General features: G+C 38.3%; 18 protein-coding genes and 1 tRNA gene. 11 read left to right on the plus strand and 8 right to left on the minus strand.

Features of this window, described 5'->3' with window-relative positions:
• Positions 1–29: 29 nt before the first annotated feature.
• The 3 genes from DWZ47_RS00810 to DWZ47_RS31285 form a co-directional block, all read right to left on the minus strand.
• Positions 30–962: a helix-turn-helix transcriptional regulator gene (locus DWZ47_RS00810; RefSeq protein ID WP_004315355.1), complete on the minus strand. Its 933-nt coding sequence runs from the start codon at positions 960–962 to the stop codon at positions 30–32.
• Positions 959–1,585, minus strand: coding sequence for a Type 1 glutamine amidotransferase-like domain-containing protein (locus DWZ47_RS00815; RefSeq protein ID WP_004315354.1), 627 nt, complete (start codon positions 1,583–1,585; stop codon positions 959–961). Before DWZ47_RS00815 ends, DWZ47_RS00810 begins: the two co-directional genes overlap by 4 nt.
• 125 nt (positions 1,586–1,710) lie before the next feature.
• Positions 1,711–1,905: a DUF6597 domain-containing transcriptional factor gene (locus DWZ47_RS31285; RefSeq protein WP_049702064.1), complete on the minus strand. Its 195-nt coding sequence runs from the start codon at positions 1,903–1,905 to the stop codon at positions 1,711–1,713.
• A gap of 508 nt (positions 1,906–2,413) precedes the next feature.
• On the opposite strand from DWZ47_RS31285, the gene DWZ47_RS00830 reads away from it, so the two are divergent.
• Positions 2,414–2,884: a GNAT family N-acetyltransferase gene (locus DWZ47_RS00830; protein ID WP_004312343.1), complete on the plus strand. Its 471-nt coding sequence runs from the start codon at positions 2,414–2,416 to the stop codon at positions 2,882–2,884.
• A gap of 221 nt (positions 2,885–3,105) precedes the next feature.
• On the opposite strand, the gene DWZ47_RS00840 is transcribed toward DWZ47_RS00830, so the two are convergent.
• From DWZ47_RS00840 to DWZ47_RS00850, 3 genes are all read right to left on the minus strand, one after another.
• The gene (locus tag DWZ47_RS00840; protein ID WP_008650146.1) at positions 3,106–3,471 is read right to left on the minus strand and encodes an MmcQ/YjbR family DNA-binding protein; all 366 of its coding nucleotides are present in this window, start codon (positions 3,469–3,471) and stop codon (positions 3,106–3,108) included.
• Between the two features lie 143 nt (positions 3,472–3,614).
• Complete coding sequence (locus tag DWZ47_RS00845) at positions 3,615–4,949, minus strand: TPM domain-containing protein (protein WP_117512104.1); 1,335 nt, start codon at positions 4,947–4,949, stop codon at positions 3,615–3,617.
• A gap of 217 nt (positions 4,950–5,166) precedes the next feature.
• Positions 5,167–6,333, minus strand: coding sequence for an exo-beta-N-acetylmuramidase NamZ domain-containing protein (locus tag DWZ47_RS00850; protein WP_032856306.1), 1,167 nt, complete (start codon positions 6,331–6,333; stop codon positions 5,167–5,169).
• 70 nt (positions 6,334–6,403) lie between these two features.
• Here DWZ47_RS00850 and DWZ47_RS00855 point away from each other — a divergent pair, with 70 nt between their 5' ends.
• A complete protein-coding gene (locus DWZ47_RS00855; protein WP_004312347.1) occupies positions 6,404–6,940 on the plus strand; it encodes an HDIG domain-containing metalloprotein in 537 nt (178 codons plus the stop codon).
• 89 nt (positions 6,941–7,029) lie between these two features.
• Positions 7,030–9,744, plus strand: coding sequence for a putative LPS assembly protein LptD (locus tag DWZ47_RS00860; protein WP_015531394.1), 2,715 nt, complete (start codon positions 7,030–7,032; stop codon positions 9,742–9,744).
• 162 nt (positions 9,745–9,906) lie between these two features.
• Here DWZ47_RS00860 and DWZ47_RS00865 read toward each other — a convergent pair whose 3' ends face one another.
• Positions 9,907–10,569, minus strand: a complete 663-nt coding sequence (locus DWZ47_RS00865) for a uracil-DNA glycosylase (RefSeq protein WP_004312349.1) — start codon at positions 10,567–10,569, stop codon at positions 9,907–9,909.
• 6 nt (positions 10,570–10,575) lie between these two features.
• On the minus strand, positions 10,576–11,613 hold the full coding sequence (gene asnA / locus DWZ47_RS00870; protein ID WP_004306648.1) for an aspartate--ammonia ligase: 1,038 nt from the start codon (positions 11,611–11,613) through the stop codon (positions 10,576–10,578).
• Positions 11,614–11,834: 221 nt separating this feature from the next.
• Here asnA and DWZ47_RS00875 point away from each other — a divergent pair.
• The 8 genes from DWZ47_RS00875 (at position 11,835) to DWZ47_RS00910 (ending at position 19,629) form a co-directional block, all read left to right on the plus strand.
• Positions 11,835–11,907 (plus strand) — tRNA-Arg (locus DWZ47_RS00875).
• A 142-nt stretch (positions 11,908–12,049) separates the two neighbouring features.
• Complete coding sequence (locus DWZ47_RS00880; RefSeq protein ID WP_004312350.1) at positions 12,050–13,345, plus strand: phage integrase SAM-like domain-containing protein; 1,296 nt, start codon at positions 12,050–12,052, stop codon at positions 13,343–13,345.
• A gap of 100 nt (positions 13,346–13,445) precedes the next feature.
• Positions 13,446–15,713, plus strand: coding sequence for a DEAD/DEAH box helicase (locus DWZ47_RS00885; protein WP_022199237.1), 2,268 nt, complete (start codon positions 13,446–13,448; stop codon positions 15,711–15,713).
• Positions 15,714–15,957: 244 nt separating this feature from the next.
• Entirely contained in the window at positions 15,958–16,626 is a 669-nt protein-coding gene (locus DWZ47_RS00890) for a hypothetical protein (RefSeq protein ID WP_022199238.1), read from the plus strand.
• Between the two features lie 235 nt (positions 16,627–16,861).
• A complete protein-coding gene (locus tag DWZ47_RS00895; protein WP_004312352.1) occupies positions 16,862–17,131 on the plus strand; it encodes a hypothetical protein in 270 nt (89 codons plus the stop codon).
• A gap of 95 nt (positions 17,132–17,226) precedes the next feature.
• Positions 17,227–18,114 (plus strand): AAA family ATPase, encoded by an 888-nt coding sequence (locus DWZ47_RS00900; protein WP_004312353.1) that lies wholly within the window; start codon positions 17,227–17,229, stop codon positions 18,112–18,114.
• Positions 18,080–19,165, plus strand: coding sequence for a DUF3871 family protein (locus DWZ47_RS00905; RefSeq protein WP_032856308.1), 1,086 nt, complete (start codon positions 18,080–18,082; stop codon positions 19,163–19,165). Before DWZ47_RS00900 ends, DWZ47_RS00905 begins: the two co-directional genes overlap by 35 nt.
• A gap of 8 nt (positions 19,166–19,173) precedes the next feature.
• On the plus strand, positions 19,174–19,629 hold the full coding sequence (locus DWZ47_RS00910; RefSeq protein ID WP_117512105.1) for a JAB domain-containing protein: 456 nt from the start codon (positions 19,174–19,176) through the stop codon (positions 19,627–19,629).
• The last annotated feature ends 512 nt before the right edge of the window (positions 19,630–20,141 follow it).

Here is a 20,141-nt window from a genome sequence, read left to right on the forward strand (position 1 = left end):
AGTCGATTAAAAATACTATTTGACAGCAATCAAATAGAAATGTTATTGATAATATTTTTAACTTCATATTTTAAAGAATCTGGTCTTATTATAGTTGCACTATCTGCAAAAGACAGATACCAATGTGCAAACTTACTGATTGAAAATGTTAGAAAATGAAGTTCAAACATATCCCCTATCTCTTTCTCAGATGTTAATCCGTAATAATATTTATCATCATTCATTATGGAGGTTTTATTCTTTTCTATTCTTATAACGATTTCATGTAATTTTTCTTTATCATAAAACTCGCGTATGAATTTTTCCAAAGGAGGATGCTCCCGTGATTGTAATTCATTAAGAATGTGCATTTTTTGAATTCTATCTATCCGAAATGTAAGATAGATTTCTTTGGGAAGATAAAAGCCTATTAGATACCAGTTAGTTCTCGAAAAGAAAATTCCAACAGCTTCAATCTTTCGTTCTGAAACACTTAACGCATTACTTCCCAAATAAGATATTTCAATAATTCTTTTTTGGTATATACTTTGTAAAATAAGTAAAAGAATATCAGGTTTATAGGTAGATGATTTATAAGTATCCAATACAGACATGCACTTTTCCATTGTTTCTAACATATTTTTGTCTGCAAAACGCATGACAGACCTAATCTTTTCTATTCCAGACTTATAATGTTCGTTGCTATTTGAATCAGTTAGTTCATGTACTAATTTCTCTGCAATCAAAAAGGACAAAGCCTCTTTTTGAGTAAACATTAGAGGAGATAATTTGAATCCTTCTGCAAGTGAATAACCAATACCGGGATTTCCTATGATAGGAATGCCTGCCTCTTCCAATGTTCTTATATCTCGATATACAGTGCGAATGCTTATATTAAAACGTTCTGAAATTTGCTGTGCTTTCACTAACGAGTGCGATTGTAACTGAATCAATATAGCAGAAATACGGTCTATTCTATTCATTTTGCATCTTTAATTTGAATATTTGAATCTTCAATAATAACAGCTTGTTTATTACTTATAGGAATAAGCTGCAACTTCTCATTATATAGTTGAACTATCTTTTCACCTTTTTTCTTGAATGGAAAATTTCCATAATGGGGAATCGTATAAAAATCGACCAAATCTAAAGAAGTACAGTCTTTCAATTCAGGAGCCTTTTCTATTGGATCAAAATTCACACTTCTCATATATTCTGCATCGGGAGAGGCTATTATTGCTCCGGCAGATTCCCCAATATACAGTTTACCCAATTTCACTTGTTTAGATATAATTTTATCAACACCTTTTCTTTTTAACTCTTGCAAAAGGAAAAATGTATTTCCACCTGTTATGTAGATATAATCGCATTTATGTAATATAGAAGATATTTCCTCTTTGGGCAGTTGGGTAATCTCGACTTCTTCAACAATCATTCCTGCTTCTTCTAAAGCCTTTTTCCCCTTTTTTACATAGAATCGTATTGGTTCTGTAAGGCTTGCAGTTGGTATAAAAGCTATAATTTTCCCTTGCAAATCTTCTTTGGCACAATCGACAAATAGATTAGCAACATCAGCAAATGATGAGCATAAAAATAATCTTTTCATATTCTATAATATTAAGTTGAATACTTTTTGATACAAAGATAGCGTCTTCTATGACAGCCCTATGTCAGTAAGTCTAAATATTGAAGAGTTTTTTTCATCAAAACAATCCATTATTGAAATTTACCCTATTTGTAATGTGGCTGCGTTCCCTTATGAAAAGAAGAAATAATTTTGTTCCCTTTATGAAAAACAAGTGCTACACAACCTGCCGGGATAGAACGTTGAAAGCCTTGCTTTACATCATCTATCCTTAAAAACCAATATTGCTTTATATAAGGAGCGAGCAATTTGGTAGGTTGTATTACTTGAATTTTCTCCATTCTGTTTTAATTATCAAACAAAAGTAAGATTTCTTAGATAGATATTAGGTGTAAAAAAGGGACATTCTAATTAAAACATCCAAATATCTGTTGCCTAAATCATTCAAAGTTCTCTGCATTGGAAGATATGTCATAGATAAGTTGAAAAAGTTATTATAAACACAAGTTTAGTTTGTGTTTTTGTCTATATATCCAAAACGGACTAAACTAATTTCTATTGACAGCAAATTATATATGCTGGCGAAAAGAAAAACAGTATTCTTCTTTTCGCCAGTTTTGCTTTTATGGTTAGAGAGCTTTTGTTACCTTTGCACATGAAGCCCACCGCAAAGCGATTTCTTCGTTTTTTTGTTACTATTTTGTTACCCACTATTAGTAATAGGTGGGCTTTTGCTTTGATAATCAGAGTTATATTATGCTGTATGTATAATATGTGGCAGAATATAATCAATTCGTGGCAGTTGTGGAAAAAGAGAAAGAGATAAAATTGTGAATAATTAGGGATTATATGATTACTATAAGGATAGCTTTAAATACGGATATAGAGGAAATTCAGTCTCTATATCGAAACACAGTGTTAGTGATAAACAGGCGTGACTATTCACAGGCCGAGGTTGAAGATTGGGCATCGTGCGGAGATGATCCTTCTAAAATAGAGGGTATGATAAAAACTCACTATTTTATTGTTGCTGTTAATCGGCAATCTGAAATCGTCGGTTTTTCATCCATTACACCTCAGGGCTATTTGCATTCAATGTTTATTCATAAGGATTTTCAGGGCAAAGGTGTTGCTACACTATTGTTGAATGAGATAGAACGTTATGCCGTCGCAGCCGGGATTACGCGGATTACCTCTGAAGTGAGTATAACAGCCCGTCCATTTTTTGAAAAGCGAGGGTATATAGTAGAAGTAGAGCAAAAACGCAGGGCTAATCAGCTGTCTCTTACTAACTATTGGATGGCCAAAAGCCTTGTATGATGAAAATTTATAATGGTCGTGTCCCGGCATGTGGCGTGTTTTGTGGTGGGTGTCCTACCTATACACGGCAAAAAAAACTTGTCTGGGAGCGCAATTGAATAGTGCACGCTGTGAAAAATGTAAAACATTCCCCAACACAAGACATCGGAGCTGAAAATGAAAACGATGGAAAGAATATTTGAAATAAAAGACCTGAAAGCACTGGAAGACTTTTTGCAATCTCAAACAGAAACCCGTTCTTTCTTTGTCAGACTTTTGACTACAATATCATAGGATTTGCTTACGAGTTCTTTGATCTTATCATCAGATACGTCTTGATTGAAATAAACGCTGATCCAATATTTCTTATTCATGTGCCAGCCTGGTTTTATACCGGCATATTCAGTTTGCAGTTCTCCAGATTCGTCAGGGTTACATTTGATGCAACAAAAATCGAAAATCTCAATGTTAACGAAACAAAACCATTTGTCCGCAACATAAAAGCATAGAACGTCACGGCTATATTGGTCGGGTACATTGGGAAAAGGCATCTTCTCGTGAACTCCTTTAAAAGACAGACAATATTCTCTAAATTCTTCTATATTCATTTCACTTTTTTATGTTCGGTTATCTATGCAAAAATAGTTAGAATAAGGGAGTGGACAACCATCTTTCTATGAAAATATTCAGGTGAGATGTGTTTTCATGTCCTTTATTTGGTTAGTCGACTTCTTCGGATGGATAGTTGATCTTAAAAACTACTTGACGCTCCACCGCCACCGCTATGTCCACCACCAAAACTGCCGCTACTACTTCTACTACTGCTTCTGCCACTACTACTGTGACTATTACTAGAACTGTCACTATTGGGGGGTGTCTTGCGGGGGATCTTCTGTGTTGTCTGCTTTTTATCTCCGCACATCAGGCAAAGATAGTCGGCAACCTCCAATCCGGCATCGGAATATGTGGGCTCTTTAATTGTTTTCCACGGGCTGATACGCTTGGAAGCAATGGTATGGCATTGATTACACATCCTATATTCGCTTATGGTGATAGATTTATACCGTAAAAGCCAGCCGCAGGAAGTACATTGATAAATACGGTGGATAGCAGAACCTAGTTTGTGTTCCATTTGTTCGGAAGCAGATAATAAAGGGGTTGCAAGCTCATTGGGTAAAAGTTGTAAAGCCACAGCTTTGCAAGAATCGCAGGTTTTACTCTGCAAAATAACACGTTGTTTTTGGTAGAACTTGTACCATAAGGATGCCGCAATAAGTGCAGGCCAGACTGGAAAAAACAATACAAGACATCCAAGTGGGTTGTAAAGTGTCAGGACTTTGATTGCTGCTAATGCTGAACTGTCTTTGGGGCGAGCTTTATTTACCTTCATGAGGTAAGTGATAACATTTACCAGTATCAAGAATACCCAAAGCATAGGCGGCTGATTTGCCAGAAAATTCCACAACGTATTGCTGGCACTTTTCCAGTAATTATCAGAAGTGCCTTGAGAAACGGGCTCATAGTCGCTTCCATAAAGCACCAATGTTACAGCCCGGACTCCCTCTGTTATTCCTCTGTCAAAGTCGTTTTTTCTAAACCACGGAACCATTTCATTCTGTTGAATGCGAAAGCATAAAGCGTCGGGAAGTACTCCTTCCAAACCGTATCCGGTTGCGAAAGTGACTTTACGTTGATCGAGTACTAAAAGAATCAGTAATCCGTTGTCGTCCGCTTTCTTTCCGATGCCCCAGTGTTCAAAAAGCTTGTGGGCAAACTCTGCCGGAATATCTTCACCGATAGAAGGGAGTGCAACAACTGTCACTTCAATACTCAATGAATCTTCTAACTGTGACAACATATTATTTATTCCCCACACATAACTTTCATCCAATATCTGATTCGGATTGCTGACCCAATTGGAAGAGCTTTCATTACGCGGATTGGGGACATCTGTTACTTTATAAATATCTACTGTTTGTTCGTGCTCTAAAGCCAATGCAAAAGCATGACTACCAAAGGTATAACAGAAAACAAGAAGTAATATCCGGACTATTCCCCTGAAACTTTTTTGTGTTTTATCTTTCATTATTGTGTTATTAACTGATTGTTCTTAGAGTAGAAAATAACTATCATAACTCTCATTCTTTTTGCTAATATAGTTATTATCTGATGAATAAGAATGATAGATGTTTCTGAAATTTTGTATCTATCATACTTTCTTCATGAAATATGGGTATCTATCATACTTATTCTTTTAATTATAAGTGGTTTATAAAAATGAATGAGAGTATGATACTAGTTTTTTACTCATAGAGAAGATGTTTTTTTCTAATCTCTTTGTAATCCTGTAACTCCTTTTGCCAACTATTCCGGATAGCCTCTTCCGATTCTCCTTTGAGGATAGCCTTGCGTACGCTGTCAGTTCCCATCAGCAAATCAAACCATCGGGCACGGGAGAAGAAGGCTGCGCTTTCACCGGATAAGCGATAAAAGTTCAAGAAGTAGCGGAGTGTAAATCCGTTCACATCGGTTACATTCCGGAGGTCTTCCCCATAGCAGGTGATACCTTTGTGCATCGGGTTTTTGTCAAAACCGGGTAAGGAGCGGGGAGTAAAAGTGAAACTTCCGTATTTCTTATTAGGTGTGCCTAATACTTGGAAAGGAAAAGTTGTTCCCCGTCCCACGCTGACGCGGGTAGCTTCAAAAGGACAGAGTGAAGCATACAATCGGATAGACTGATCGTTCGGGAGGTTGGGCGACGGTTTGATGGGGAGTGAATAAGGCTCTCCATGTTTCCACCCGGTCATTGGAATTACCTTTAATGAACAAGGATTTTTCTTGTTGGCAATCCATCCTTCCCCGTTTATCATCTGTGCCAGTTCGCCGATAGTACATCCGTGAAGTACAGGAATGGGAAGCATGCCGACAAAGCTCCGGTAAGCAGGTTTGAGTATCGGACCATCCACATAGTCGCACGGATTGGGGCGATCCAGTACAATCATTTCTTTCTTGTTCTCTGCACAAGCATCCATCACATAATACATCGTGCTTATATAGGTATAAAAGCGTGCCCCTACATCCTGAATGTCGAATAAGATCACGTCAACATCTTTTAGTTGGGTGGCAGACGGCTTTTTGTTATCACCATAAAGCGATACGATAGGAATACTGGTGCGGGAATCTTTTCCGTCTTTCACCGTTTCACCTGCATCCGCGTTACCGCGGAAACCATGTTCGGGGGCAAATGCTTTGACTACCCGGACGTCTCTCCTTAATAAGGTATCGAGAAGATGAACCCGCTTTGCTCCCACGACAGAAGTGTGGTTGACTACCATTCCGATGCGTTTTCCTTTCAGCAACGGCATATATTGATCCATTTGTTCTGCTCCCGTGACAATTTGACTGCTTACACGCATTGGTGACAACATAATGAATAGAAATATAAGAATGAAGGAAGCTCGAGTTTGCATATCGGTAATTTTTTTTGTAATATTGCACAAAAATATTAATTTCTCATCAAGAGAGCAAAAAATAAAGCACATGAATCCATACGAAATCATTGATAAATATTATCCGGAAAATACGCAGCAGAGACAAATCTTAGTAATTCATAGTCTGGCGGTGTCCGGAAAGGCAATGAAAATGCTGGATGCTCATCCCGAATTGCGTTTAAACCGGAGTTTTGTGAAAGAAGCTGCTCTGTTGCATGATATTGGAATTTTTCAGACCGATGCTCCCACCATTCAGTGCTTTGGCACTCATCCTTATATCGCCCACGGATATTTGGGAGCTGAAATCTTGCGGGCGGAAGGTTTCCCCCAACACGCATTGGTGTGCGAACGCCATACGGGAGCCGGACTCTCGTTGGAAGATATCATTGCCCAGCAGCTCCCCGTTCCTCATCGTGAGATGCTGCCCATTACCCTGGAAGAGCAATTGATTTGCTTTGCGGATAAATTCTTTTCTAAAACCCATCTGGATGAAGAGAAAACTGTGGAAAAAGCGCGGCAAAGTATTGCAAAATATGGTGAAGAAGGCCTAAGCCGCTTTGATAGATGGTGTTCTCTCTTTTTATAGCACTAAAAAATAATTAAATAACGAAGATTCTAACTCATATTTGGTGAAGATTGTGTACTTTTGCCACTTCAAGCGTAAACTATTAGTTAATGGCGCCATTGAAAGCAAAAATACTTATATCATTCATACTGCTGATTGTCTTACTGATGCTTCCCGATGAGGCTACGTCTCAGCGTCGAAGAAGAGGAATGATTGCCTCCAATACCGCACAAACGGATTCCCTTCAGGGAAATGATTCGTTGAAAGCAGATACGGTAACGGTACGCATTGATTCCATCGCACCGGTAAAGAAGAAACAACCACTCGATGCACCGGTTGTTTATGAATCCAACGACTCCACTGTCTTTACTTTGGGAGGAGCCGCTACACTTTATGGTAGCGGAAAAGTGAATTATCAGAACATCGAACTGGCTGCGGAAGTTATTTCGATGAATCTGGATAGTAGTACTGTGCATGCTTATGGTATCAAGGATACTACCGGAGTGGAAAAAGGTAAACCGGTATTTAAAGAAGGTGATACCTCGTATGATACGGAAACAATCCGATATAACTTCAAAACCAAGAAAGCGGGAATTACTGATATCGTCACCCAGCAGGGAGAAGGATATGTGACCGGAAGCAAGGCGAAGAAAGGGGCCAATGATGAAATTTTCATGGAGCATGGGCGTTATACAACCTGCGATCATCACGATCATCCCCACTTCTATATGCAGCTGACGAGAGCTAAGGTGCGCCCTAAAAAGAATGTAGTGACAGGACCTGCCTATCTGGTTGTGGAAGATGTGCCTCTGCCGTTGGCTGTGCCGTTCTTCTTCTTCCCATTCTCCAGCAGTTACTCTTCCGGTTTCATTATGCCGACTTATATGGATGACTCCAGTCGTGGTTTCGGTTTGGCAGAAGGAGGATATTACTTTGCCATGAGTGATATCATGGACTTGAAAATAACGGGAGATATCTTCACGAAAGGTTCATGGAGATTGTCTGGATTGACAAACTATAATAAACGCTATAAATATTCCGGTACGCTGCAAGCGGACTATCAGGTCACCAAGACTGGAGATAAAGGGATGCCGGACTATACAGTTGCTAAGGACTTTAAGGTGGTATGGAACCATCGACAGGATGCTAAAGCCAGTCCGAACACTACATTCTCTGCCAGTGTGAACTTCTCGACCAGTAGTTATGAACGTTCTAATATCAACAACCTTTATAATTCGCAGTTGTTGACTCAAAATACCAAAACATCAAGTATTAGTTATTCTCGTAGTTTTCCCGATATCGGTCTGACCTTATCCGGAACTACCAATATCGCACAGACAATGCGTGACTCTTCTATTGCGGTCACTTTGCCTGACTTGAATATTACGTTGAGCCGTCTGTTTCCGTTCAAGCGCAAGAAAGCGGCAGGAGCCGAACGTTGGTACGAGAAGATTTCCATTGGTTATACGGGACGTCTGACAAACAGTATCCGTACTAAAGATGACCATTTGTTCAAAGCCGGACTAAGCTCATGGGAGAATGCGATGAACCATAACATTCCTATCAGTGCTACTTTTACGCTGTTCAAATATTTGCAGGTCAATCCTTCTGTGAATTATACAGAACGATGGTACACCCGTAAAATCAATCAGCATTATAACGAAGATACTCACAGGCTGGAATCATTGCCGGGCGATTCTCTTAACGGCTTTTATCGTGTATCCAATTACTCGGCTAGTTTGGCTCTAAGTACGAAATTGTATGGTATGTATAAACCGATCTTTGCGAAGAAGAAGGAGATACAGATTCGTCACGTATTCACACCGCAGGTGAGTTTGAGTGGTGCTCCGGGATTTGGCAAGTACTGGGAAGAATATACCGATTATAATGGTAATACACAATATTATTCTCCTTTTACCAATCAGCCTTATGGCGTGCCTTCTCGTGAGGGGTCGGGAACGGTTAGTTTCTCGATAGCTAATAACTTGGAGATGAAGTATTATGACGCAAAGAATGATACAGTCAAGAAAGTTAGCCTTATTGATGATTTGAGTGCCAATATGTCCTATAATATGGCGGCAAAGGAAAGACCGTGGAGTGACTTAAGTATGAACCTCCGTCTGAAACTGACCAAGAATTATACTTTCAATATGAATGCCCAATTCGCTACGTATGCTTATACATTCGATAAAAGCGGTAATGTAGTGACCAGTAACCGTACAGAATGGTCGTATGGTCGTTTTGGGCGTTTCCAAGGATATGGTTCTTCTTTCAACTATACCTTTAATAATGACACATGGAAGAAATGGTTCGGTCCGAAAGAGGAGGATGAAAAAGGAAAAGATAAGAAGTCGGAGGATAGTGACGATGAAGAATCTGACGGAACGGAAGGAGATGGTACTACACCTAAGAAAGTAGAGAAAGCACAGGCAGACCCGGATGGTTATCAGGTGTTTAAGATGCCTTGGTCGTTAAGCCTTAGCTATTCGTTTAATATCCGTGAAGATAGGTCTAAGCCTATTAACCGTTATTCCATGCGATATCCTTATACGTATACGCATAACATCAATGCAAACGGAAATATAAAGATTTCTAATAACTGGTCGCTCTCGTTCAACTCGGGCTATGATTTTCAGGCAAAAGAGATTACGCAGACTTCTTGTACAATCTCCCGTGACTTGCACTGTTTCAACCTGTCCGCCAGTCTTTCTCCTTTCGGACGCTGGAAATATTACAATGTTACCATCCGTGCGAATGCAAGCATCCTGCAAGACTTGAAGTATGAGCAGAGAAGCCAAACGCAAAGTAACATTCAGTGGTACTAGGATAAGTTGAGAGTGGAGAGTTGAGAGTGGAAATTCGGACGTGTAATTGTTTTGCTACAATATAGAAAAGAAAAATGGCTGCGCTATCATTCGACGAATAGTGCAGCCATTTTTTTTACTCTTTATTCTTAACTCTCAACTCTCCATTCTCAACTTCTCCAACTACCATGCGATTTCTGTTTTTCCATGGGTTTTCAGGTAGTCGTTTGTACGGCTGAAATGTTTGTTTCCGAAGAAGCCGTTGTAAGCAGAAAGAGGAGAGGGATGGGCGGAAGTGAGTACCAAGTGTTTGTTGCGGTCGATAAACGCTCCTTTCTTTTGAGCGTATGATCCCCACAGGATAAATACCAGGTTTTCTTTTTCTTCTGCCAGGGCACGGATTGCAGCATCAGTAAATGTTTCCCAGCCACGGTTCTGGTGTGAACCAGCTTGGTGAGCACGTACGGTCAGCGTAGCGTTGAGCAACAATACTCCCTGTTCTGCCCAGCGAGTCAGATTTCCCGTAGCAGGGGCATCTGTGCCGATGTCGGCTTTGATTTCTTTGAATATATTCACTAATGAAGGGGGAAAAGGCACTCCGTCGTTTACAGAGAAACAGAGACCATGCGCTTGTCCCGGTCCATGGTAAGGATCTTGTCCTATAATTACAACTTTCACTTTGTCGAAAGGACAAAGGTTGAAAGCATTGAAGATCAGTTTTCCCGGAGGGAAGATCTGATACTGGCTATATTCGCTTTTGACGAAATCGGTCAGTGTGCGAAAGTAGTCTTTTTCGAATTCGGGTTCTAAATGTGCTTTCCAGCTTTCTTCAATTTGTACATTCATAGTTTGTTATATAAGGTGTATTTCAAGTTCTTCACATTCCTTGCGCATATCTTCGGGCCAGATGCTGGCTTGTATTTCTCCGATGTGAGCTTTGCGAAGGTAGAACATACACAAGCGGGATTGTCCGATACCTCCTCCGATAGACAGGGGAAGGGTGTCATTCATCAATCGCTTGTGGAAATAAAGTTCCAGTCTTTTTTCTTCTTTTTCTTCTTTTAACTGACGTTGCAAGGCTTCTTTGTCTACACGGATTCCCATCGATGATAATTCGATGGAGCGTTGCAGTACATTGTCCCACAATAGGAGGTCGCCGTTTAGTCCGGGCAGGTCGTTCAGTCCTTTGGTAGTGTAGTCGTCATAGTCCGGTGCACGTCCGTCGTGCTTCTTGCCATCACCAAGTTGACAGCCTATTCCTATGATAAACACAGCTCCATATTTCTGACAGATGGCATGTTCGCGACATTTAGGTTCCAGGTTCGGATAAAGCTGGCGCAATTCCTCTGAATGAATGAAATGTAGCTTTTGTGGCAGGCAAGGTTTGATTTGCGGATACATTTCATATACCATATATTCTGTACGGATCATAGCCGCATAAATACGGTTGACGATTTCCTTTAGGAAGTTCACAGTCCGGTCTTCATTGGTGATAACACGTTCCCAGTCCCACTGGTCTACGTAGAGAGAATGCAGATTGCCCAGTTCTTCGTCTGACCGAATAGCATTCATATCCGTATAAATACCATATCCCGGTTCGATGTGATAGTCAGCTAAGGTCAACCTTTTCCATTTAGCCAATGAATGAACCACTTCGGCTTGCGCATCGCCCAGATCTTTGATTGGGAAAGAAACAGGTCGTTCTATTCCATTCAAATCATCATTGATACCCATTCCTTTCAATACGAAAAGAGGGGCAGTCACACGTCTAAGGCGTAGTTCGGATGACAAGTTTAATTGGAAGAACTCTTTTATTTGCTTGATTCCCAGCTCGGTCTGTTTGAGGTCGAGTAGCGGCTTATAGTTCTTAGGTTTTATCAAGTAACTCATAGGTTTGTTAAATGTTAATTGTCGGCAAAGATAGGAATAAAATTGATATATGTAATGGATATTCTCTAAAAGATTGTCAATTTGATAAAGTAAATGCTCTAAAGCGTTTCAAAATAACAGTCTTCTAATATAGGGAAGTACCTTAAGAACTATAAAAAAAGGAGAATCATTAGGAAGATGAGAAGATTTTTTATACTTTTGTCCTCGCATTTAGAAAGAATGGCCCCGTAGCTTAGTGAATAGAGCGTCAGATTCCGGTTCTGAAGGTCGTGCGTTTGAATCGCACCGGGGTCACAGATGAATCCCTTGATAATCAGTAGATTATTGAGGGATTCTTTTGTTTTAGTGCTAGTCTTTAGGTACAAAATTTAGGTTAAATATCCCCTTTTAAAGTATAGTTGTTGGTCTATTGTTGTTCCTAATAAACCAATGTAACATGTTGACTATCAAAGCTGAAGTCTTAAAATCTAAGCAAAAAGTTGATAAAACTTATAACGTAAAAATTAGGCTAACCTACAACAGAGAGGTTAAGAGGTTGGCTACTCATATCTTTGTAAGAGTAGAAGACCTGACTAAGGACTTCAAGTTAAAGAATCCAAAGTACATCAAGGAAGCTGACAGATTGGTCAGATACTATGAAGAGTTATGCATGGGGCTTCCATTGGAGGCTTCCAATTTAACCTTAAGTGATGTACTTGATTATATCCAGAAAGAGAAGGAAAAAAATACTCCTATTGACTTTATCCAGTTCTGCAAAGACTGGTTAACAACTACAGAGGTCAAAGGTAAGAGGAATTATCAAACTGCCCTCAATGCCTTCATTGCCTTCTTAGGAAAGGACCAATTAAATACTAACCAAGTTACCAAGTTGTTAATGATGGAGTTCATGGAATACCTTCACAAGAAAAGGGCTAAACAGGTGGCAGAACTTCAAAGAAAGGGTAAGAGAATACCTTCCAACAGAATGGTATCCCTGTATATGGGTAGCATCAGACATCTATTCAACGAAGCTAAGAAGAAGTATAATGATTATGACAGGAATCTCATTAGGATACCTAACTCACCTTTTGAGAACTTGGTGATACCAAAGCAGGAAGCAACTAGGAAGAGAGCATTATCAGCAGAGTTAATTAAGAAGATATGGGAATTACCCTATATCATTAATGCTAATGGCAGGGAAAGGTTATGCCCCTTTAACCTAGCTAAGGATTGCTTTATCCTTTCTTTCTGTCTTATAGGGATGAACTCTGCTGATTTGTATAACTGTAGTGAACTGGAAGATGGTTCAATTACCTATTACAGGACTAAGACTACAGACAGAAGACTTGATAAAGCTAAGATGAAAGTAGATGTTCTTCCTGTCTTACTACCTTTAATGAAGAAATATGAAGATTACACCCAGAAGAAGGTGTTCTGCTTCTATCATCTCTATTCTACTTTCAAGAACTTCAACAGAGCCATCAATCTTGGGTTAAAGCAAATTGGCAAAATACTGAAAGTGGATGATTTGGAATACTATGCTGCAAGGCACTCATGGGCTACATTAGCTGTTAATAAAGTAGGTATAGATAAGTATACAGTTCATGCTGCATTGAATCATATTGATGAGGCTATGAAAGTCACTGACATCTATATTGAAAGAGACTTCAAGGTAGAGAATGAAGCTAACAAGAAGGTGGTTGAGTATGTATTTGGTAGTTATAGTGAGCTGCCTAGTCCAGAAGTGAAGTAAGTTTAACACAAAAGAACCTCTGTAATTGATTGAATTATGGAGGCTCTTTAGTATATTTGTTCACTTACAATCTATATACTAATTACAAACTAAGTGAGACATGAGCATAGAAGATGAACTGGCAAAGGAAATAGCAGGACTTGATAGTAGTTTCATAGATGAGTTATACAATCTCCAGATTCCTGATGAGAAGACCAACCTGTCAGAAGTTATAACATTAGGCACTACTCCTGTATCAGAAGAGCACTCTAAAGAGGTTAAATCTTCCATAGTTGAAAACCAATTAGAAGAGACAGTACCTAATACTTATGGTGACTTACATGATGCACCTGTAGAGTACATTGAGATATTATCCTCTGGAAAAGTAGGAGAAACTAAAACCATACCTCAAGATACAGTAATAACTAGTTTGGATAACTTGCTATTTGGCAGAGCACCAGAAGTAATAAGAGAAGAAGTTGGTGACTCCTTCTGGAATCTGGCTGACTTCATAGATAAGATGCCTCATGGTATTATAGACAAGAAGATACCAGGTATTGGAGCTACTACCCTTGAGATAAACTCAAAGAGAAACTCAATCATAGTCTTTCCTACTAAGGCTCTGGCTTATGGTAAACACTCAAAGCATCCTAATACGTTATATGTAGGTAGTGAGATTAAAGGTGAAAAGGAAAAGGTAACTAATCAGCAGATTGAGGAATACCTAGCAAAAGATGGATACAAGAAACTTTTAGTAGTTGCAGACAGTCTAGGTAGGCTATTAAGTATCATAGGAAAAAACTATAAAGACTACTTCCTTATGATTGATGAGATTGATGTTCTCCAGACTGACAACAACTTTAGACCTCAATTGGAGAATGTGATTGACTACTACCTTATGTTCCCATTAAAGAACAGATGTATGGTAACAGCTACTATGAAGGAGTTCAGCAATCCACACTTAAAGACTGAATGTAGATTTCCTATAACATGGAAATACAATACCCATAGAAATATAGACTTACTACATACAGATAATGTCACACAGGCTGTCATAGAAAAGGTTATCTCCCATCCTACAGAGAAGGTGTTCATTGCCTATAACTCCATACTCCAGATAAGAAACATTATATCATCACTAGATGAAGAAACCAGAAAGGAATGTGCTATCCTATGTAGTGAGGCATCCATAAAGGAAGCAGGAGAATACTTTGCACCTAAATTGGGGGACAATAATACCTTACCTGCTAGGATTAACTTTGCCACCTGTTGCTACTTCACTGGTATAGATATAGAGGATAGTTACCATCTAATCACTGTATCAGATGTAAGAAGAAGCCACTCAATGTTAACCTTAGATAGAATGACACAAATACATGGTAGATGCAGAAAGGTCAATGGGATACTTAGTGAAACTATCATATATAACACCTTAGGATATGTATCAGTAATGGAAAGTATGGAAAAGTACACTGCCACTCTATTAAACAAAGCCCAAAAGGTACTCAAAGTACTTGAATCAGCAGATACCATCTCACAGGGGGATTATACCTTGACTGATCTATTTGCAATAATCAAAGAAGCCATAAGAGAGAAAGCACAGGAAAGAATTGCAGGGAATGAGTTAATTAACTTGACTAGAAAGGATGTACATGGAAAGGATGTACCTGCCTACCTCAATATAGACTACATCATTGAAAGGACAGAGTTATACTCCACATACTTTATGCCTGAAACACTGAAAGAAGTACTAAGGAAACAGGTTAAAATCATTAGCTACAACTCCCTGAACTATGATGTATCTCCAGAGCAAAACATCATAGAGAAAACCAATAAGGATGCACAGAATAAACTAACAGACAGCAATATCCAAGATGCCATAAAATACATCAAAACATTATCAACCACAGGACAGTTGAATGATAATACCTTGTACTCATATACTAGACATTGCAGAAGTAAAACTAAGATATTCTTAGAGAGATTCATCAAGCTATATAGGTATGTTGACCTTGATAGTCTGTTACATCAACTATGGGAAATTAGAACAAGTAACAGTGTAGTCTTCAAGAACCTTAATAATACAGTCATGTACTGGGCACTAGATGAAGAGCATCCTTTCAAAGTTGCTATAAGAAGATGCTTTACCCTTAATAGAAGTTATTCAGCAAATGAGATACAAGATAAGCTGACTCCCATAGTCCAGTATCATCTACACAAGGTACTGAAACCAAGAAAGTATGTAGTCTTATTGAAGGCAGTATATACCACTAGCAGAACATCTGGGAATAAGTATACCATCAGAAATGAGAATCCTAGAGGTTTTAAAGAACATACTGGCAGGATAGCTACCAAGGAGAATAATTTGTTAAGGCTATTCATGTTATAGAAGGTTAATATGCGACCAAATAAATGATAAGGATATTGGTGTTATAGACTTTATTTACTATATTTACAACTGATAATCAAATGGTTATAGAAGTGATACACTTCTAATATGGCATTGGCTATCAACAGAATCAACCTTAGGGTCAAATATCACCCTATACTAATTACTTTAGGATAAGCTCTTATCCTTTATTACTGTAGGTTATTAGTATGGGGTGGATTTTGACCCTATAAAATCAGAATTAATGACAATAGTTAAACAATTCACCATCATCCCCATTGAAGCTTGCAAATACTTCAAGCCCAAAGACCTTTATCTACTGGCAGGTCTGTATATTAATGCACCTTATAAGGAAAGAGAAGAATATCTGGTGACAAATACCACTTATGAACAGCTATCAGGCACTACAGGAGTCAGTCTTGATTATATCAAGGATGCCTTTATTCCCAGATTAAAAGAAACCAACTATGTTAAAATTGAGACCATACAGGAGAGCTATATGGTCAAGAGAAATATTTATCATCTACCTAATCCACCAAAGAATTTCAGGATTATATGGGCAGAGTTATTCAGTGACAGTTCTTTAAGTCCAGAAGAGAAAGGAGTTATGATAGGGTTATATTGCCTTTGTATTAACAATGAGTTCAGGATAGACCTATCAGATAAACTCATTTATAGTCACTTGGATATGGCAAAGAACACATATAAAAAGTATAGAGACTTACTTATTGAGAAAAAGGTTATCTGGTCTTCCTATGATGTTCCAATGAAACTAGTATGGGCTGAACACATGGAAACTCAAGTCCTTCTGTACCCTCACTTGGGTTACAATACTTGGATAGACAAAGTTACATCACATGCACCAGATGATGATGAAATCAAGCAATACCTTGATACTATTAATGATGAATGAATGATACATACCCCAATATCCCCTGTTTTCACACCAGAAGACAGGGGATTATTGTATATGTACATAACTAATATATAGCACTCCCTACTGCTCCTACCATACTGTAATTCAGATAATTTTTATTTTCAATTTCTGTAAACTTGATACCTACAAGTGCACTCTAAGTCACAAAGTCTCCCTCCCCTTACCTTAGGAGTGGGATATCCCCCTCTGCAACAATAATAAAAATACAATTATGGAAAAGTTAAAGTTCTTAGAGACAGTGACAGTGAATGAGTTCAAGGCTCAAAAGGGGGTCAACAAGATTGAGGTAAAACAGAATCCTCATACAGGGAAGTGCTTCTTTGTTTATGGCTGTGAAATAGGTGCAGTAAGTGACAAGTTCCTTAATGGAGAAGTAACCAATCCTGTTATCTCTCAAGTATGTTCACCAGATACAGGTGATATGTTCTATATGCTGCATCAAAGAGGTGAAGGTGGAGCTATGACACTAGCAACTCTATGATGGTTGTTAATGTTGACCTCAAGGAAGTAAGTCCATTAGGGCTTGCTTCCTTTTTTCTTTATAGATTATATATCAACTATTAATATTATTCAGATATGTTGAATTTAAGAGTTTCATCCAAGAAGCAGGCTAAAATAAAGCTTGCTCTACAAGGCTGTGCAGGTTCAGGTAAGACCTATTCTGCATTGCTTTTAGCTTATGGTTTATGTAATGACTGGACTAAGATAGCCATTATTGACAGTGAGAATGGAAGTGCTGACCTTTATGCTCACTTAGGTGCTTATAATGTATTAAGTTTAAGTGATAACTTTACACCTGAAACTTATATACAAGCTATTGAAATATGTGAAGGTGCAGGTATGGAAGTTATCATAATTGATAGCATCTCACAGTGTTGGGATAACTTGCTTGAATACCATGCAGGATTACAAGGTAACAGCTTCACTAATTGGCAGAAGGTGACACCCAGAATCAATGCTTTCATGCAGAAAATATTGCAGTCTGAAAGCCATATTATATGCACTATGAGGTGCAAACAGGACTATGTTCTAAGTGAAAAGAATGGTAAGATGATACCAGAGAAAGTAGGACTTAAAGCAATCATGAGAGATGGTATAGATTATGAATTTACCATAGTATTTGATATTAATATGAAGCACCAGACTATTGCATCTAAAGACAGGACAAACCTGTTCATAGGTAAGCCTGATTTTACCATTACACCTGCTACAGGTCAGATAATACTTGACTGGTGTAATGATGGAGTTAATCTAGAGATGATAAGGAGTAAGATTAACAGCAGTAAAACCATTGAAGAACTAACTGCCATCTATCATCAATTTCCTGAATGGTATCAACAGTTAACATCAGACTTCATGCAGAAGAAAGCAGCACTTCAGGTACAAAAGAATCAACCAACTATTAACTATACCCCTAATTACATTAGATATGGAAATAATGCAGTTGCAGCCAGTCAGAGCTAATCTGATATACCCTAATAGAAATAAGGTAGATAATCCTTATATTCAAACAGTTGAGCCAATAGAAATCATCAACACAGGTATTATGTCAACAAATCCTGTAGAAGCTGAACCAATAAGCACCAGAGAAGGCAATAAGTTACCTTTTATTGAGGCTAATACAAAGGAAGTAACCATGCAATACCTCAAGGAGGAATGTATTACACCTGTGTTCTCTAAAGATAATGAGGTTACTATATCACACTCCAGTTTCATTGAAACTGTATGGGAAGCAGCTAATAAGGTGTTCTCCAATGAGAGAATAGAAGAACCTGCCATCAGGGTAAGCCATGTTATCAAAGGTAGAATACCGGAAGCTATTCATAAGCCAGTGAATCAGCTACTGGAATCTGATAAAACCATCTACTTTGAGAGAATGATGTTCTGTTTTGAGATACCTACCATATATGAGGATATTGCAGGTAACAGACTGAATTTAACCATAGGTGGAGTTAGGGCTTATAACCATGAGAACCTCTACAGCAAGAAGAGTGCAGAGAAGTTCAAGGTGTTCATTGGCTTTAAAAATCTTATATGTTGTAACATGTGTGTCTCAACAGATGGTTACAGGTCAGAATTAAAGGTTATGAGTACTGCTGAACTATTGAATGCAGTGATGAGGCTGTTCCAAGAGTACAATATAACCCAACACTTGTATTATATGTCAGCCTACAAGGATAGCTATATGAGAGAGTCCCAATTTGCCCAGTTCTTAGGTAGATGCAGATTATATCAGTACCTACCTGTAGACCAGAAGAAGAAGTTACCACAGATGCTGATGACTGATACCCAGATAGGATTAGTTACCAAAGCATATTATAATGATGATAACTTTAGTACCCTTTTGGACAGCAGGGAAATCAGCATGTGGAATGTGTACAACTTACTAACTGGAGCTAATAAAAGTAGCTACATTGATAACTTCTTGGACAGGTCACTTAATGCCACCCAATTGGCAGAAGGACTTAATAAGGCTTTATATGGTGAAAGTGAATATAGTTGGTTCATTAATTAGTGTATCTTATGGACAGTATAATGAATGTAGCAGAGGTTCAATTGAGCTATAAAAGTAATGTCAAATCATCAACTAGATACAAGATAAATAGTTCACAGGATACCTATGAACTATTGATAAAGTGCTTCCCTGATGACACTATAGAATACAAGGAAAGCTTTAAAGTGGTACTGCTTAATCAGTCTAACAAAGTACTGGGTATAGTACCTATTTCAGAAGGTGGAATATCTGCAACTTATGTAGATGTAAGGTTGATATTACAAGCTGCCTTACTGGCTAATGCAACACAGGTAATATTGGCACATAATCACCCTTCTGGAAGCATGAAACCCAGTACTTTGGATGATGTTTTGACTGAAAAGGTCAAGAAGGCAGCAGAACTCATGGAGATTCATATAGCAGACCATATAATCTTAAGTCCAGAGAAGGAGTACTATTCCTATCATGATGAAGGAAAACTATAAATACTTAACCTTCTAAGGTCTACATTACCCTACCTTCTATTAAATCCATCTCCCTCTGCTGTTATTATACCATTATGATGGGAAATTTTGAAAATCTCACTTTCTTACATGTTATATATACAAAGTAAGTGATGCAGAATGGCAAATCAGAGGACAGTTTAATAGAAGTTGACTGCCTCTTCTAATATAGGTTGATGGTATTTGATTACAGGATAGAGGGAAGTGCTGCTATAATAACTTAACCACTTGAGGTTCGGTGAAGTATGTAAACATGAATTGTAGCAATAGTTAGTAAGTTAGACTAAATTAAATGTTGATTGAATTATGTGTGAGATTATCTTGATTCTGGTAGGGTTTGTCCTCACCAGTATGATACTTAAGGATTAAGAGGTTATATGCCTCTTACTATGTGATTTTATTGTTGTTGATAGCCCTAGTTCTGTAATGGACTGGGGCTTTAACTAGTGTATATATGACAGCATTGGATATGATATTACAGTGGCTAATATTGA

Origin of the sequence: Bacteroides sp. AF32-8BH (assembly GCF_003435205.1) — a bacterium.
GTDB classification, from domain to species: Bacteria; Bacteroidota; Bacteroidia; order Bacteroidales; family Bacteroidaceae; genus Bacteroides; species Bacteroides ovatus.